12 protein-coding genes are annotated in these 15,269 nt (G+C 55.0%); 10 read left to right on the forward strand and 2 right to left on the reverse strand.

The genetic code is table 11. The features are described 5' to 3' along the window. Positions 1-66: 66 nt before the first annotated feature. The 4 genes from VFO10_RS19220 (at position 67) to deoC (ending at position 2,864) form a co-directional block, all read left to right on the forward strand. Positions 67-366: a helix-turn-helix transcriptional regulator gene (locus VFO10_RS19220; protein ID WP_325143187.1), complete on the forward strand. Its 300-nt coding sequence runs from the start codon at positions 67-69 to the stop codon at positions 364-366. 244 nt (positions 367-610) lie between these two features. After that, the gene (locus VFO10_RS19225; RefSeq protein WP_325143189.1) at positions 611-760 is read left to right on the forward strand and encodes a hypothetical protein; all 150 of its coding nucleotides are present in this window, start codon (positions 611-613) and stop codon (positions 758-760) included. Positions 761-1,245: 485 nt separating this feature from the next. Continuing rightward, positions 1,246-2,148, forward strand: coding sequence for a DMT family transporter (locus tag VFO10_RS19230; protein WP_325143191.1), 903 nt, complete (start codon positions 1,246-1,248; stop codon positions 2,146-2,148). A gap of 11 nt (positions 2,149-2,159) precedes the next feature. Further along, entirely contained in the window at positions 2,160-2,864 is a 705-nt protein-coding gene (gene deoC / locus VFO10_RS19235) for a deoxyribose-phosphate aldolase (RefSeq protein WP_325143193.1), read from the forward strand. 10 nt (positions 2,865-2,874) lie between these two features. Here the strand turns inward: deoC and VFO10_RS19240 are convergent, their stop codons facing one another. Further along, the gene (locus VFO10_RS19240; protein WP_325143196.1) at positions 2,875-4,533 is read right to left on the reverse strand and encodes a sensor histidine kinase; all 1,659 of its coding nucleotides are present in this window, start codon (positions 4,531-4,533) and stop codon (positions 2,875-2,877) included. A gap of 283 nt (positions 4,534-4,816) precedes the next feature. After that, positions 4,817-7,492, reverse strand: coding sequence for a hypothetical protein (locus tag VFO10_RS19245; protein WP_325143198.1), 2,676 nt, complete (start codon positions 7,490-7,492; stop codon positions 4,817-4,819). Positions 7,493-7,719: 227 nt separating this feature from the next. Between VFO10_RS19245 and VFO10_RS19250 the strand changes: the two genes are divergently transcribed. From VFO10_RS19250 to VFO10_RS19275, 6 genes are all read left to right on the forward strand, one after another. Further along, entirely contained in the window at positions 7,720-9,570 is a 1,851-nt protein-coding gene (locus tag VFO10_RS19250) for a hypothetical protein (RefSeq protein WP_325143200.1), read from the forward strand. Between the two features lie 9 nt (positions 9,571-9,579). Beyond that, positions 9,580-10,509 (forward strand): hypothetical protein, encoded by a 930-nt coding sequence (locus tag VFO10_RS19255; RefSeq protein WP_325143202.1) that lies wholly within the window; start codon positions 9,580-9,582, stop codon positions 10,507-10,509. Between the two features lie 276 nt (positions 10,510-10,785). Beyond that, a complete protein-coding gene (locus tag VFO10_RS19260) occupies positions 10,786-11,922 on the forward strand; it encodes an imelysin family protein (RefSeq protein WP_325143204.1) in 1,137 nt (378 codons plus the stop codon). A 26-nt stretch (positions 11,923-11,948) separates the two neighbouring features. Further along, the gene (locus tag VFO10_RS19265; protein WP_414697042.1) at positions 11,949-13,310 is read left to right on the forward strand and encodes a di-heme oxidoredictase family protein; all 1,362 of its coding nucleotides are present in this window, start codon (positions 11,949-11,951) and stop codon (positions 13,308-13,310) included. 107 nt (positions 13,311-13,417) lie between these two features. Then, positions 13,418-13,849: a Dps family protein gene (locus tag VFO10_RS19270; protein ID WP_325143208.1), complete on the forward strand. Its 432-nt coding sequence runs from the start codon at positions 13,418-13,420 to the stop codon at positions 13,847-13,849. A 118-nt stretch (positions 13,850-13,967) separates the two neighbouring features. Then, a partial coding sequence (locus VFO10_RS19275; RefSeq protein ID WP_325143210.1) for a hypothetical protein occupies positions 13,968-15,269 on the forward strand: 1,302 nt, incomplete at its 3' end.

Here is a 15,269-nt window from a genome sequence, read left to right on the forward strand (position 1 = left end):
TAGAGCAGGGGTTCCCGTGCGAGAAGAGAGGGATGAATCAAGGCAACACGAGAGGTGGGAAAACAAATGAGAGCAGACAAAGTTAAAGTACCGATGGTGGCATTCAGTAAACAGTACAATCTTAGTCCCCGTGAGCAGGATGTACTGCAATTGATGATTGCGCGCGTCGTGAACGCCGAAGACATTTCGCAGAAACTCGGCATCAGCCAGAACACGGTTCGCATCCACGTTAAAAACATCAACAGCAAAGTGGGTGCGCGCAGCAAGACGGAAATCCTGAGCGCGTTCATCTTGTTCCTCGACAACTATTATGAACGCATCATGGGAACGCCGACCACATCGCTGGCTCAGCAGCTTCCATCCTGATCCTTTGGTTCCAACACAGAGAAGGGCCGCTTCGCATTTTTGCAGGCGGCTTTTTTATTGCCCGAAAAACGCCCCTCAAGCCCGGTTATTCACCGCGGTTAACTTCGGGTAAAAGTCGCTTTAAGACACGGAAAACAAAGAGATAAATCAGGGCATTTGGCCTTTCGGCCATGGGGTCCGAAGAGGAATGTATAAGCCAAAGGAAGCTAGAGGATTCATGGTGATCATGCCGGAGGACTCGCTTATGCTTTGGAAACTTTTGCGCCTGCAGAACCTCGAACGCCTGTGGATTCCTTCCCGTGGACAGAATTTTGGCAACAAACTGCGGGAGCTGTATGAACCGAGCCTGAGGCCGGTTCGCCTGCGCGTCTATCGGAAGGGCAGGTTTCATTGAACGCATGAAAGGAAAAAAAATCGTTCGCAGCAAAGGCTGCGAACGATATCTGGTCGACTAATAAAAGGCTGGTTTCCTCTAATTTTTTTTATTGTGTTGCAGACGTTTTGGTGAGCTTTCTCCAGGCGAGTGAATGAGGGAATTGGTAAGAGTCAACCTGAATATCAGAAACGCACGTACTGCGTGCATCCGATCCTTGTTCATGTGAAATTCCATAGGGTATCCTCTGAAGCCATCTGTTATGAAGTTCCACGACCTACATGGAATAAGAGCGGCTCGACTCAGCGAAAAGTCCCGCCTGCCCCGATTCCCGAGATCATCCAGGCTCTTATCCGGGCGTAATTTTCCCGTCCGAATCACGCGGTGCGAGGTTTTGCAGGAAACCCCTGGCTCTGAATTCGGACCGGGTGAAAGAATTGGCTTTCGCGCGGGGAGATGCTACTGTTTGCAGCTGTTCGCCACGCCTTAGAGAAAGGACGTCTCGCATGCCTTCCCTGTCGGGTCAGCTGCTCGGAGAAGCAGCTTCCTTGGCCGCTGCCATCATCTGGGCCTGTTCCCTGTCTCTTTACTCCCGGTATGGAAGGCGCGTGCCCTCCGCAGGACTCAATCTTTACAAAAATTTCGTCGCGCTCACCTGTCTCACCATCACTGGATTCGTGATGGGCTTTCATCTGCCTGAAGACGGCCTGCGCATCGGAGCCTTCGCGCTGTCGGGCCTCATTGGTCTCGCGCTCGGTGACACACTTTTTTTCCACGGCATCAAAACGATCGGCGTGCAGCGCTCGTCGGTCATCCAGTGCCTCGCGCCACCCCTGGCGGCCGTGATCTCCTGGTTCGCCTTCCATGAGGCGCTCAGCCAATGGGAGTGGCTCGGCCTTTTGGTGACCACGGGTGCCCTGGCCTGGCTCATCGCGCTGAAAGACCGGGGACCGGCGGATACCGTGGAGCTGGACTGGTCTGGCGTAGCTGCGGCCCTGGGGGCTGCGGTCTGTCAGGCCCTGGCTGTCATTATCCTGCGGCAGTCCCTGCAGGGGGTGGATGTCATCACCGGGACCCTTCTGCGCGTTCTGCCGGCGCTTTTGGTGCTTTCTGTGATGAGTTACATGCGGTCGGGCTGGGAACCCCTGAAGCTGGTCTTCAGTCCCATGCGAAATGGCTTGATCTTAACGGGCGCGGCCTTTATGGGAACCTTTCTGGGACTGCTTCTGATGTCAACCGGGGCCAAGTATGCCAAGGCCGGGGTGACGACCGCCATAAGCAGCACTTACCCAGTCTGGATTTTACCGATCGCTCACTTTTTACTTGGTGAGCGCGTGAGCTGGAAGAGCGTGGCCCTTACTCTCTTGGCGGTAGCCGGCATCGCGATTATGATGATCGGGGACTCATAAAGGAGATCGACATGTCCACAGAACCCATCACAATCGGACCTCATGGCAGTTGGGACGCGAGCCTCGCTGCGAAGATCGACCATACACTGCTGCGTGCCGACGCGCAGCCGCATGAAATCGAAAAACTCTGTGACGAGGCCAAGGCCTTTCACTTTGCAGCCGTCTGCGTCAACCCCTGGTTTATTCCCTTGGCCAAGGAACGGCTGCAGGGCAGCGCCGTCGCGCTCTGTACGGTGATTGGCTTTCCTTTGGGAGCGAACAGCACCGACGTCAAAGTTTATGAAGCGGAAAAATCTTTCGCGGCGGGTGCAGTGGAACTCGATGTGGTCCTGAACACGGGCGCGATGAAAGCCGGTGACACCGCGTATGTGGCTCGTGAGCTTGCGGCTTTGCGCCGGGCTGTGCCGAAGGCGCTCTATAAACTGATCCTCGAAACCTGCAATCTCAGTCTGGATGAAATCGCTTTGGCGTCGCGCCTCGCGGCCGATGCCGGTTTTGAATATGTGAAGACCTCGACCGGCTTTGGCAGTCATGGGGCCCTCGCGGAGCATGTGGCCCTCATGCGGGCGTCCATCAAACCGGAGATGCATGTGAAAGCCTCGGGTGGAATCAAAGACCGGGCCAAGGCCTTGGAACTGGTGGCTGCCGGCGCGTCACGCATTGGCAGCAGTCAGTCCATCGCTCTTGTTCGTTTGGAGAATCCAAGTCCTCTTTGAACGGGAGGATTCAACTGCTCTGCAGCTCGGTCGGTGGATTGTCAATCTGGGTGAGCAGATCCTCGTCCGAAGGCGCTCCGCGGCTTTTGGTTTCAATCGGCAGCATCAGCGTGAAGGTCGAACCCTTGCCGCGACCTTCGCTGGTGCAGCTCAAAGTCCCGCCCAATATCTTCGCATCGATCGAACAGCTATGCAGACCGAAGCCATGACCTGATTTTTTGGTCGTGTAGCCGTAGCGGAACATATGAGTCATCTGATCGTCGGTGATCCCGGTGCCATTGTCCGTCACCGAAGCCCCGACCTGATCGCCTTCGCGGAACACTTTTATTGTCAAAAGCCTTGGTCCCTGATTCTGATGCATCGCCTGGATCGCGTTGCTGATCAGGTTGGTCAGGATCTGCAGCACCTTATGCCGGTCGCTCGAGAGCGTCACGCTCGCTTGATAAGTCTTCTGAACCTTCACATGATACTTGTCCATCTCATAGGACTGAAGGGCCAGGACGTCCTCGACGCAATCGGCGAAGAGCAGGTTCTCGACCGTCCCGGTGAATTTCGCATGCGACTGCTGCTTGGCGATCAGCTGCGAGACCGTGCTGAGGTCCTTGCGCAGAAGCGTGATCATCTGCTTATGGTCTTCATGCTGGTCATTGAGTTCCTGGCTGATGACCTCCAGGAAGGGGAGGACCTTCTTGCCGCGATCGTCCTGCGTAAGAAACTCTCCGAGCTTGGGTTCCTGCTCTTTCAGGAGCTTGATCAGATCCTGCAGGTGACCAATCGGGGTTTCATTCTGAAACGAATGATGCAGATTCTGAACCTTGACGTTGGCGCCGGTCAGCGCATTGCCGATGTTATGCAAAACACCGATCGCAACCTCGGCCATGCCTGCCTTGCGCGAGGATTCGACCAGGTTCTTGGTGGTCTGGATCAGCTTCTCCGTGCGTTCCTGGACCAGCTTTTCCAGGTTGCTCTTATACTTCTCAAGCTCGGCTTCCGCTTCCAGGATGGTCTGAAAGTCTTTTTGAATGTTCCTTTGCATGGTGTCGATCGCTCGATAAACGCGCCCGACCTCGTGCTCGTCCTGCAGGCGCCGGGGATCTATCGTATTGCTGAGCGAGTTCATCTGGATCTTGGAGGCATACTCCGACAGCTCGATCAGGGGTTTGGTGACGCGGAACTGGAAGATGAGGATGATGATGCCGCTGATCAGCATGATCAGAAGAAAGTTGGTCAGGAGTATGGACTTGGCGCGACGCCAGAGGTTGTCGATGATCTGCTGCTTTTCCGCTTCGATGATCAGCTCGCCGATCACTTCGTAGGGCGCGGCGGGCGAGGTGATGTCGATCTTTTTAAAGATCGCGACCTGCGGCCTCTCGCCCTGGCTCATGATCAGACCGTCATCGCTGCCAATCGCCGCGTAGCTGACGTAAGGCAGGGTCTTCAAACCGAGCAGAATGGAACGGAGCTGATCCTGATCGTAGGTCCAAAGACTGCGGCTCACGATACTCAGGACGGAGGCTTCCAGAGCCTCGATCTGGCTGTTCACCTGATCAAGCTCTTCATTGTAATCATAGATAAGCTGAAATGCGGACAGCGCAATCACCACAAAAAGAGAGATGGTGAAGACGGCCAGCGAGGCCCGGGTTGCCAGGGATGTGGTCCGAAAGGGCATCAGGCTTAACCTTTCTCAAGAGCAGTCGCGCGCCTCATGCTCTTCGGGTAAATCCAAAAAGGCTTTATGCTCCAGCCTGTTCCATCCGTCGTTGCCTGGATGGGGTTTTTGCAAGAACATGAGAATTCGGCAAATATATCCGATTCCAGAAGGTGAGACAACGCCTGCGCAAGCCGACGCCGGCCATGTCGCAAATTCTCGGCAACATGGTCGATTACACCGTCTAGAGGCCGAGTTGGCTGGGGAAATTCAGACTCAAGGGTAAAATCCGCTCCGCGGGCGTTCAGTTCAGCGGCTGCTGCATCGCCTTCTCGAAGTAATGCGCCTTGAAAGTCAGGAAGGCCTTGAATTTTTCTTCTGATCCCACGATGCCGATGAGCTGCTGACGATATTTCTCTTCCAGCTCGCGCATCCGGGCGATTTCGGGCGCGGGCTCCTTGGCATCAATGTCGCCCTTCATCCGCTCCAGCTGCTTGAGCATGGTGGCTTCCTTGGCCAGAAGCTTCACAATGGCTTCATTGTTGATGTCGAGTTTATCAAGTCCATAGCGATTCAGGGCCACGATCCAACGATTGCGAATGTCCTTGTGCCGCTCGTAGTCGAGGTAGTCCGTCGTATAGAGGACATTATCCGTGTAGTTCCCTTTGAAGCTGTGGCTCTGCTCAGGCGAGTAGGGGATCTTCTTTCTTTTTTTGATTTCATCGGCCACATAACTGTTTTGAGCCGACATGCTCGGCTGATCGGAATTGAAGTTCCAAATGAAAACCGCCAGAGCGATGGCCAGCCCCAAAGCGCCCCACTTCATACCGGAGTGCAGCAGCAGCTGACGCCAGTAGCGAAGGTCCTTGAACTGCGCGCGTGCACCCGGTGTCTGCTGGGATTGAATGGCGGCGGCCTGGGTTTGTTTTTCCGCTTCCAGGAAGGCCTCGTCCGCAGCCTTGCGTATGGTGGCGCCGAGCTGCGCGATCTTATGCGGATCCAGGCCAGGAACATGCGGACGCACAGCGGTCTGCACCAGGGCTGTGATGGTATCGAGAATTTGCGCGCGATGACGCGTTTGCACGTTCTGAAAGTTTTCCTGCTGCGCTTTCACCCAGTTCTGGAGCGCCACTTCCTGCTGCATCCGCTGCTGAACGAGTTCGCGCTCGGTCTGGGCGCGCAGGGCTTTGATATCCTCTTCCGCCTTGAGCTTCGCGGCCTGATTCTGATCGGCCAGCTCCTGGGCTTTTTGCTCCAGGGATTTGGCGATCTTCTCGCCCTTTCTATTCCATTCCTCGGTCAGCTTCTGAGTCCGATCGAGCAGGTCTTTTTCATGCTGCTCTTTCTTGCTGATCAATTCCTTGTCAAAAGCCAGTCGACGCTCGTTCAGCGTGGCTTCGAGCTTCCGATGCTCCTCTTCCGCAACTTTCATCAGGGCCTGGGCTTTTTCCGCGGCCAGGGCCTTCTCGCGTTCGACGTCCTGATAAAGCTGCGTCTTTTCCCGCGTGAAGTCATTGACCAGCTGCTGACGCAGGGATTCCAGGCGCTTTTCCTCGTCCCGCACTCTTTCGCTGAACTTCTGCCGATCGAGATTCAGCTCTTTGAGAATCTCTGCGCGTTCCCTGGTCAAAGCCTCGTGGAATTTGGATTTTTCCTGGTCCAAATAACCTGCAAGGCCGTCGGTCTCTTTTTGCAGGGATTTTTGCGTCTCAACCGCTTCGTCGACGATTTCCTTCGCATAGCGGTGGGCCTCTTCGATCTTTTCCTGGCGGAGTCTTTGCGCGTCCTCCAGCATCTGCCGCTGGGTTTGATTCGCGCTATCCAGGATGCGCTGCTTTTCTTCATAGGCCGCTGTCTGGAGCAGCTGAATACGTTTTTTGGCTTCTTCCGTCACCAGCTCGCCCTCTTTCTGGGCCTTGCTGATGAGCGCTGCCACTTCCTTCTTCGCCTCTTCGATCATCTGCTCGTATTGGCTTTGGGCGCGGGCGGTCAGCTTCGTGGAATGATTTTCGGCCTCTTCGACCAGGGCTCGTGATTTATCGCGGCTCGTGGCCAGAAGGCGCGTGGCCTCCATACGACCGTCGGCCATGATGCGATCGGCCGAGGCTTCCGCCTGGGAGAGTTTCTCGCTGGCTGTCTGATGGGCTTTCTGCAGGCTTTCCTGAAGAAGAAGGTCCGCGGCCTTTTGCGTTTCATCGCGAATCGTCTCGGCATCCTTGCGGGCCTTGGCCATGATGATCCGTGATTGATCCTGGCATTCTTCGATGATCGCGGCGAGTTCATCCTTGCGGGCCTGGATGACCTTGTCGAGTTCACTGCTGGCCTTCAGAAGCTCATCATAGCTTTCCTGCGCCTTGGCCTCACGGACGAGAAGGGCATCGAGCTTCGCCTTCTCGGACTCGAACATTTCCTGCAGCGCTTCAAGATCCTCTTCGATCCGGGCTGTCTGGGCCAGCATCGCGTTCTGGCGTTCCTGAAACTTTTTGATCTGGCGATCATGGTCCAGGAGAAAAGTTTCCTGGGATTTACGGGTATCATGCAGCCTTTGAATATCGAGCTGCAGGTCACTGGCAGCGTTTTTCAAGCTGGTCAGCTGCTGCCGCTCTTCCTCGATCGAGGTCTTGAGGCTTTCTACGGTCAGGCGCTTGTCGGATATCGCCTGCGAAAGTTCCTGGATTTCACTGCGGATGCTATGCAGTTCATCCTGCTTCAGGTTCGTCTGCTGGCTCAGCAGGGAAAGCTGCTGGGTCCTCGCCAGATGGCTATGCTCGAGCTGCTCGATGTCGCGTTCCAGAGCGAATTTTCGCAGGTTCAGTTCGGCTTCGATCTTTTGCGCCTGAGCCTTTTGCAGTCTAAGATCCAAATCGGAGGTCATGGCCGGCGCTTCGCTCGGCTCCGGCTCGGCATGCGCGTGCACGCGGGTCGGCTCCAGCTCGTCCGCATCAAACTCATCCTCGAATTGGTCTTTCTTTTGACTCATGGCATCCCATGGCAGCACGCATTCACTGGGCAGATTATTCCGAAAGCCTTTCGGTTGAATACGCCCGATCCTTGACGCCTATCGCCAAACGGAGGATATCGTGAAAAATAATTCCCTGATTTCATTTGGTAAGAATTCCCCCCCGGGCTTAAGTTTTTTAGGTCGGGGACTTTATCGGTCCAGGTTTTCTGCCGATGCATAGAAAAACAGCAAGGTGAGAAAACCGCATGAGTTGGGATTACCATAATTTAGGTGACAAGCCGGAGCATCAGCAGGACATGTGGCCTGCGGCGAGTGACCTCTTCATGATGCTTTCCACGATATTCCTGCTCCTCTTCGTGGTCAGCTCCCTGCGCAACGGCGCGGAGTCCATCAAAAATCAGATCGAATATCAGCAGATGCTGGTCGAGGCTCAGGACTATCAGGAGCAGAACCGGGTCTATAACGCTCTGAAAGACAATTATCTGGAAACCAATGCCAGCAAGGAAGAGCAGCAGCTTTACACGGAGCTGATGGATAAGCTTTCCCTCCTGCAGGAAGAAGCCAACCAGGAAAAGCAGCGCCTGACCAAGGAAGCCCAGGAAAACAAGGCCAAGGAAGTGGCTTTGAACCGTTATCAGCAGATCGTGCGCAATATCATCAATGCCAACATGCTGGCAAAAGCCAACCTGCAGGACAAGGACACGGTGATCGATGAAAAGCGCCGCAGCCTGGCCGAAGCCAACCGCGAGATCCAGGACAAGGATCGCGAACTGGCCGTGAAGGATGATAAAATCTCGCGCATTTCCCAAACGATTGAACGCAATCAGGAAGAGCTGGCCCGCCGGGAGCAGGAAGTCGATCAGCTCCGAAAAGATATCCAGATGAAAAAAGCGGCCCTGGACGAGAAGAACGGCGAGATCAATAAAACGCAAAGAGAGCTGCAGGCCAAGATCGGCCAGCTCCAGAAAACCGAGACGGATCGGGGCAAGCTGGCGGAAAAAATCGAGGAGATGCGTGTGGCCTCGGCCGAGAAGATCGGCCAGTTGAAAAAGGAAAGAGATGACCTGGAAGGCAGTCTGAGCAACGCCAGCAGCGAGCTGACTGGATTGCGCGGCGAACTGAAGAAGGCTTCGACCACCATAGCCATGACCGAAAAGGAAAAGGGCAAGCTGCTGGGTGATCTGGAAAAGGCCAAGGGCGATTTCCAGAATCAGATCGAAGGTCTGAAGGCCGGTTTTGCCAAGGAACTCGAAGGCGAGAAATCCCGCCTCAATAAGCAGCTGGCCGCGGCCCGTGCCTCGGCTGCTGATAAGGCGGCGGCGGAAGCGGCGTATAAAAAGAAAGCCGATGACCTGGGCCGGGAATTGAATGATAAGGTCGCGGGACTGCAGGCCAAGATCCGCCAGGCGGAAGATTCGATCGAGAAGAACAAGAAGGAAAAAGACGACTATAAGAAGTACATAGATGCCCTGGAGAAGGAAAAGCAGGGCCTCGCCAATATCGCGAAGGAGAGCCAGGACCGCGAGCGCGCGCGCAAGCAGATTGCCGATCGCATGCGGCAGGGCCTCGCGAAGGCCGGGATCGAAGCGGATGTCAATCCAAGGACTGGCGATGTCACGCTCTCTTTCGGAGACGACTATTTTGAAACGGATAGCGCCGAGCTGAAGCCGAGCATGATCACGACCCTGAAAAAATTCATCCCCATCTATGCGAACAATCTTTTCGAAGATCCCAAGATCGCGCCCATGATCCAGTCGGTGGAAATCGTCGGTTTCGCTTCGCCCACCTATCGGGGCAAGTTCGTCGATCCCCAGAGTCTTTCCGAAAAAGACCGGGAAGCGGTCAACTATAACCTCGACTTGAGCTACCGCCGCGCCAAGTCCATCTTTGAATACATCTTCGATGTTAATAAAATGAAGTACAGCAACCAGAACCGGCTCCTGGGACTTGTCAACGTCTCGGGCCGCAGTTACCTGGCGGATGGGGTCAAGGGCCACAACGTGGAGCAGGGGCTGAGTCGCGAGACCTTCTGCAAGAAATATGATTGTCGCAAGCAACAGAAGGTTATCATTACCTTCGATCTTAAAGACCAGTAGGAGTCAGACGTGAATTTGGAATCCCTTACTCATGCCATTATCAACGGGATCGTCGCATTCTTCGCCGATCTCCTGATGCCGCTCATGCTGCTGGCGTTCGCGGCCTCGGTCTTCTTTCGGGTGGTGATCTTCTTCAACATTCGCCGCGGCCACTGGTTCGCGCGCGAGTTCGCCAAGCGGATCGATAACTTCGTGGACTCGCATCAGCGCGAGCACGAGACCTCGTTCTACATGGTCGCAAAAAAGCTGATGGAGAAGACCTTCTACGAACTCTTCATCGTGCGTTCGATCATGATGCGCAGAAAGCCCGATTATGTCGCCTCGCTGATGGATAGGATCTTCCTCATCCAGCACGGGACGGCGCGCCTTGTGAAAGACCTTCTGAAGCAGTTCCGCAACCTGCGCTATTCCGAGGACAGCCAGCCCAATTTCACGGAAATCTCGATCCATGTGATGGAGGCGAACCCGGCCTATAACCGTATCTTCGGAGTGTTCCCGGCCTCGTTCTTCAACGATGTGTTGAACACCATGCCCGGTATCTTCATCGTCAGTGGTATCTTTGGAACCTTCCTGGGCATCATGAAGGCCCTTCCTGATCTCGGCGGCCTTGATTTCGCTGACATCGATCGTTCGAAAGTGATCCTGGATGGCTTTTTGCTGAAGGTTTCGTTTTCGATGAGCACGTCCATCCTGGGTATCATCCTCTCGGTTCTGAGCACGCTGGTCAACACCATGGCCTCGCCGCAGAAGATGTTCGTGTCCACGGTCAATCGCTTGAATAACTGCCTCGTCCTTCTGTGGCACATCAGCAACAGCAATCAGCTGCCGCAGGATATGAAGGAATTCGACGAGAATCGCGATCCGATGGAGGCCCTTGCCGAGCAGTCGCTCGATAAGGAAATCGCCCGGCGCAGTGATTCGCAGAACATAGCCAGCTGATTCCGAGCCCAAGGCCTTCATTCCCCCTCACATGAACGACCTGCGCGAGACCTGCAACTCCCCGTCACCGGGGAGAGTTGACCCCCTCACCGGGAGAGTTGGCTCTTCACTGGGAGAGTTGGCTCTTCACTGGGAGAGTTGACCTCCTCACGGGGAAGAGTTGACCTCCTCACCGGGAGAGTTGGCCCCCTCTCTTTTTTTTATTTGAAAATGAAAATCAATATTAGTATCTATGCAACATATTGATTGCTCTTATACAAATTCGGGAGATGTCGAATGAACATGCGCGCCTGGGTTCTTGCCTCCGTGCTTTTGGCCCCTTTCTTTCCCACTGCCGGCTTGAAGGCCGCATCCCGCGAGGTTGTGCTTCAGAGTTATGCCTCTCATGTTTATGCAACCTACAGTGCCGCCTCTGAAACCGCCGGGAAACTGCAGTCCGCTGTGAATGCCCTGATTGCTCAGCCTTCAGCCGATAACCTGGCCGCTGCTCAGCGCGCCTGGCTCGATGCCCGGGTGGTTTGGGGGCAGACGGAAGTTTTCCGCTTCTATGAAGGACCAATCGACGATGCGAGCTACGGCGTGGAAGGCATGATCAACGCCTGGCCCTTGGACGAGTCGTATATAGATTACGTCGTTGGTGCTGAGAACGCCGGTATCATCAACCAGCCCGGCAAGTGGCCGACGATTACGCCGGAGCTTTTGATCAGCCTCAATGAAAACGGCAGCGAAACCAACGTCGCCACGGGTTTTCATGCGATTGAATTCCTGCTTTGGGGGCAGGACCTTTCGGCGACGGGACCGGGAGCGCGGCCTTATACGGATTATGTTCCAGGCACGGGTAAAAATGCCGAGCGTCGCGCGACATACCTGAAAGCAGCGACGGATCTTTTGGTGAAGCAGATTGCTGTTGTGAAGGAGGCATGGAGCCCTGGCGATCTGAATAGCTATGGAAACAAGTTTTCGAAGCAGGCCTCTTCGGAAGCGCTGACGAAAATTTTCAAGGGCATGTACGCGCTGCTGACCGATGAACTGGCTGGAGAAAGAATGTACACCGGCTATGAAAGCCAATCGCAGGAGGATGAGCATTCCTGTTTCAGCGACAATACCAAGACGGATATCGTCGAGAATATTCGCGGTGTGCTCCAGGTTTGGACGGGTGATGTGAACGGTATTCCAGGCCTGGGTGCGGATGAGCTTGTTTCGCCTGCTATGGCGAAATTCGTAACTGGTGAACTCACGACGGCGCTGGAGGCGGCGGAAGCTTTGCCCACGCCTTATGATTCCCTTCTGATGGCGCCCGAGGGTAGCGAAGAAAGAAAAGTTTTCTTGGAAACCATTTTCATGGTCGTTGATGCAGGTACAGCGGTGAAAGAAGCCGCGAAATCCCTTGGCATACCCTTGGCTACGAACTGATGCAGCGAGTGAGAGACCTGATGAAAATGCGAAAACTCTTTGCTTGCGGCCTGTTTCTGTTTCTGGTTCTGACCACTGCCACCCAGCCCCTTCCCGCCGATAATGAGGCGGAGGATGTGAACCTGGGTGGGCAGGCCACCGTGTTCGAGAAAAATTCACAGGCCTTCTCGCTGCCCTTTCCCAATTTAAGTGGCCTCGAACGTCTGCAATTTCAGGCCGGTGATGCCCTCTTCACAGAATCGTGGGTCGCAGCTCCGGCCTCCACCCAAGGACGGGATGGCCTCGGGCCGCTGATGATCACGCGGGCCTGTGCGAACTGTCATCTGCGGGATGGTCGCGGGGCTCCTCCGATGGATGCGAATGAAGAGCCGACGGGCCTTCTTGTGCGACTGTCTTCGGCGGAGGCTCATGCTTACGGGGATCAGATCCAAAACCGGGCGATCCCCGGTGCGGAGCCGGAAGCATCGGTAAAAATAGATTGGATCGCTTCCGAATATCAGCTGGATGATGGCACGCGCGTTTCTTTAAGACGACCCCAGCTGCGGCTGGAGCAGTTGGCCTATGGGCCTTTGCCGGCCGAAGTTCAGACCTCCTTGCGTCTGGCTCCACCTGTGCATGGCCTGGGTCTTCTGGAGGCGGTCAGCGCTGCGACACTGCTTGAATACCAGGATAGTGAGGATCGCAATCAGGATGGAATTTCCGGTCGGGCCAATGAAGTTTTCAGTCCGGTGACGGGAAAGACGGAGATCGGACGCTTTGGTTGGAAGGCGAATCAGCCTGGTCTGATCGAGCAGGATGCGGGGGCTTTGAATGGCGACATGGGCCTCACGACAAAAATTTTTCCGGCCGAGAACTGCACAGCTGCGCAGGTTGTCTGCCAGGAACTTCCCCACGGCGGAGAGCCGGAGGTCGAGGACAAACAGCTTCAACTCTTGGTGCATTATTCGCGATTTTTGGCGGTTCCAGGCCGCCGCGGTGCGGATGATCCTGAGACGCGTGCGGGACGCGCGCTCTTTTTTGAGAGTGGCTGCGCCTCCTGTCACCGCCCTTCCTTGACGACCGCGCCGGATGCTGTGCATCCCTTGCTGGCCAATCAGGTGATCTGGCCTTACACGGATCTTCTTCTGCATGATATGGGACGCGAGCTGGCCGATGACAGACCGGATGGCAAGGCCAACGGATCGGAATGGCGAACATCACCGCTTTGGGGGATTGGTCTGACTCAGGAAGTGAACAATCGGGTCTTTTTTCTGCACGATGGTCGGGCCCGAACATTGGAGGAAGCCATTCTCTGGCATGGGGGTGAGGCGTCTCGAAGTCGTCAGCATTACAGTGCACTGCCTGCTCCCCAACGGGGTCAGCTTCTGCGCTTTCTTCAGTCCTTGTGAAGGGCAGGGGCAATCCATGCCATACTTGCGAGTTGTCAGCGAGCGGGAGGCATGGAACTATTGCCCTGTAGGCCGCCTTAGGCCAGCACTTCATGAAAGGACGTACCATGACACAAGTAAGAGATTCTCTCCAACTTCTGATGGCGGATGCATTGGTCATGTTCACCAAGGTTCATAACTATCACTGGAACGTTCGTGGACCTCAGTTCTATGGAGTTCATGCGCGTACGGAAGAAATCTATGAGCAGTTTGCTGAAATCTACGACGACGTCGCCGAGCGCATTCTGCAGCTGGGTGGAACGCCTATCGTGACTCTGAAAGAGACCCTGGCCAAGGCCCGGTTGAAAGAGGAAACCGAAACCCGCTTCACCGTCGACCAGGTGATGCAGAGTCTGATCAAAGACTGCGAGCACTTCCTGAAAGAATTCCGCAACCTCTCCAGCATCGCCGGAGACGACAGCACCACCGCCGCTTACGCCGAAGAAAAGGTCGCTGAGTTTGAGAAATCGCTGTGGATGATGAAATCGACGGCCAGCTGATAGCCTCTTGAAATCCGGCCCCGGAGCCGGATTTCCCCGCCCTGGATCTATTCCCTTCGTATGCCTCCCTAAAAGCTTTATAATACGCACAAAGATCCTTTTTGTGATGGGATGGGGCATGCGGCAAATCCTTCTGGTTTGTGCTTTGATGTTATGGGGTTGCCAGCGCCTGCGGCTTGAAGTGGATGATCTGCGGCTTCGCTGTGGGGAGGATGCGAACCTTGTGGATGTTGCGCAGTGGGTGGAGCCGTTTTCGGCCTATGGCAAGCCAACGTCCAACCTTGTAAAGGCGGCGCTGGTACGGGATGATTTGGTCATGGAAAAGCTGCCCATTTCGTCCAAAGGCTGCGTCGCTGTTCCAGCAAACGCTGCAAGCTGGCGATGGCTTGTCGTGCGGTCCGAGGGCGGGGGAAATTTCGGGAAGGTGCTCGAAGCTTCGCCCGAGCGTTATCGACGTGTTCAACTGGAAGCGATTCCTTCCAGCTTCCCGCGCTTTGATTGCCCTTCGCCTGCTTCAAATTCCGCGCTTCCGATTAAAATCAATTACTCTGAGCGCTTTGCAGCCGAAAATCTCATTTTAAGTATGAGCCTCTTGGGTGAGAAAGACGAGCTGGAGGCTCAACTGAAGTTGGAGTTGGCCAGGCAGGAGGGTGATACTCATAGCTTTGATTTGACTCCTATCAAAGAAGGCAAGTTCGCAGCCAAAATCCGGCTTATCAGTCTCCTGGATATTCACAACAACCTGAAAGGCTTTGAACGAACGTGTCCGCTCAGGATCGATCGAACCCCTCCGCAGGCCAAAATAGTCCTGCGCAACGGGCGGGAAGCTCTACTCGATGGCCGTCCTCTGCGCCTGAATCCAGGGGAATCCCTTGAAGTGAGTTCAAGCGACGCTTCAACAACAAAAGTCCTGAGCTGCTGGGGCGAGAATAGGGGGGCATCAGCGCCTTGCTCAAATTTTGTGGAAGCCGGCAGCCGTCTCTCAGCGCCCAGCGAAGGGGAATGGACTTTGGCATTCACCGTGGTGGATGAAGCCGGCAACAAAGCCCCGCTGAAAGAATTGAACGTTGCCATATTCGATGCGGATCGTGTGGGCCGAATTGTGGAATGGATAGAGTTGGCGAAAGCTTATCTGAAAGAAGATAACAACTACGATGCGCTTCAGCAGATTTACCGTGCTGCCCGGGCCATGACTGAACTCAAGGCGAAATCGGAATGGCAGTATATTCGCAATAGACTTCGGATTCCCTTTCTCAAGCTCCTGCCGCGCGTGGTTCCGATGCAGAGGGTTCAAAATGAAGAAGGCATCCTCGATAAGATTTGGGGGACATCGGATAGCACGTTTTTAACCCATAGTTTCGGAGAACGGCGCTGGGGGCATATCGTCAAGCAGTTTGACCTGAATGGGAAACTTCTCAAA

The organism is Oligoflexus sp. (genome assembly GCF_035712445.1).
Classification (GTDB): domain Bacteria; phylum Bdellovibrionota_B; class Oligoflexia; order Oligoflexales; family Oligoflexaceae; genus Oligoflexus.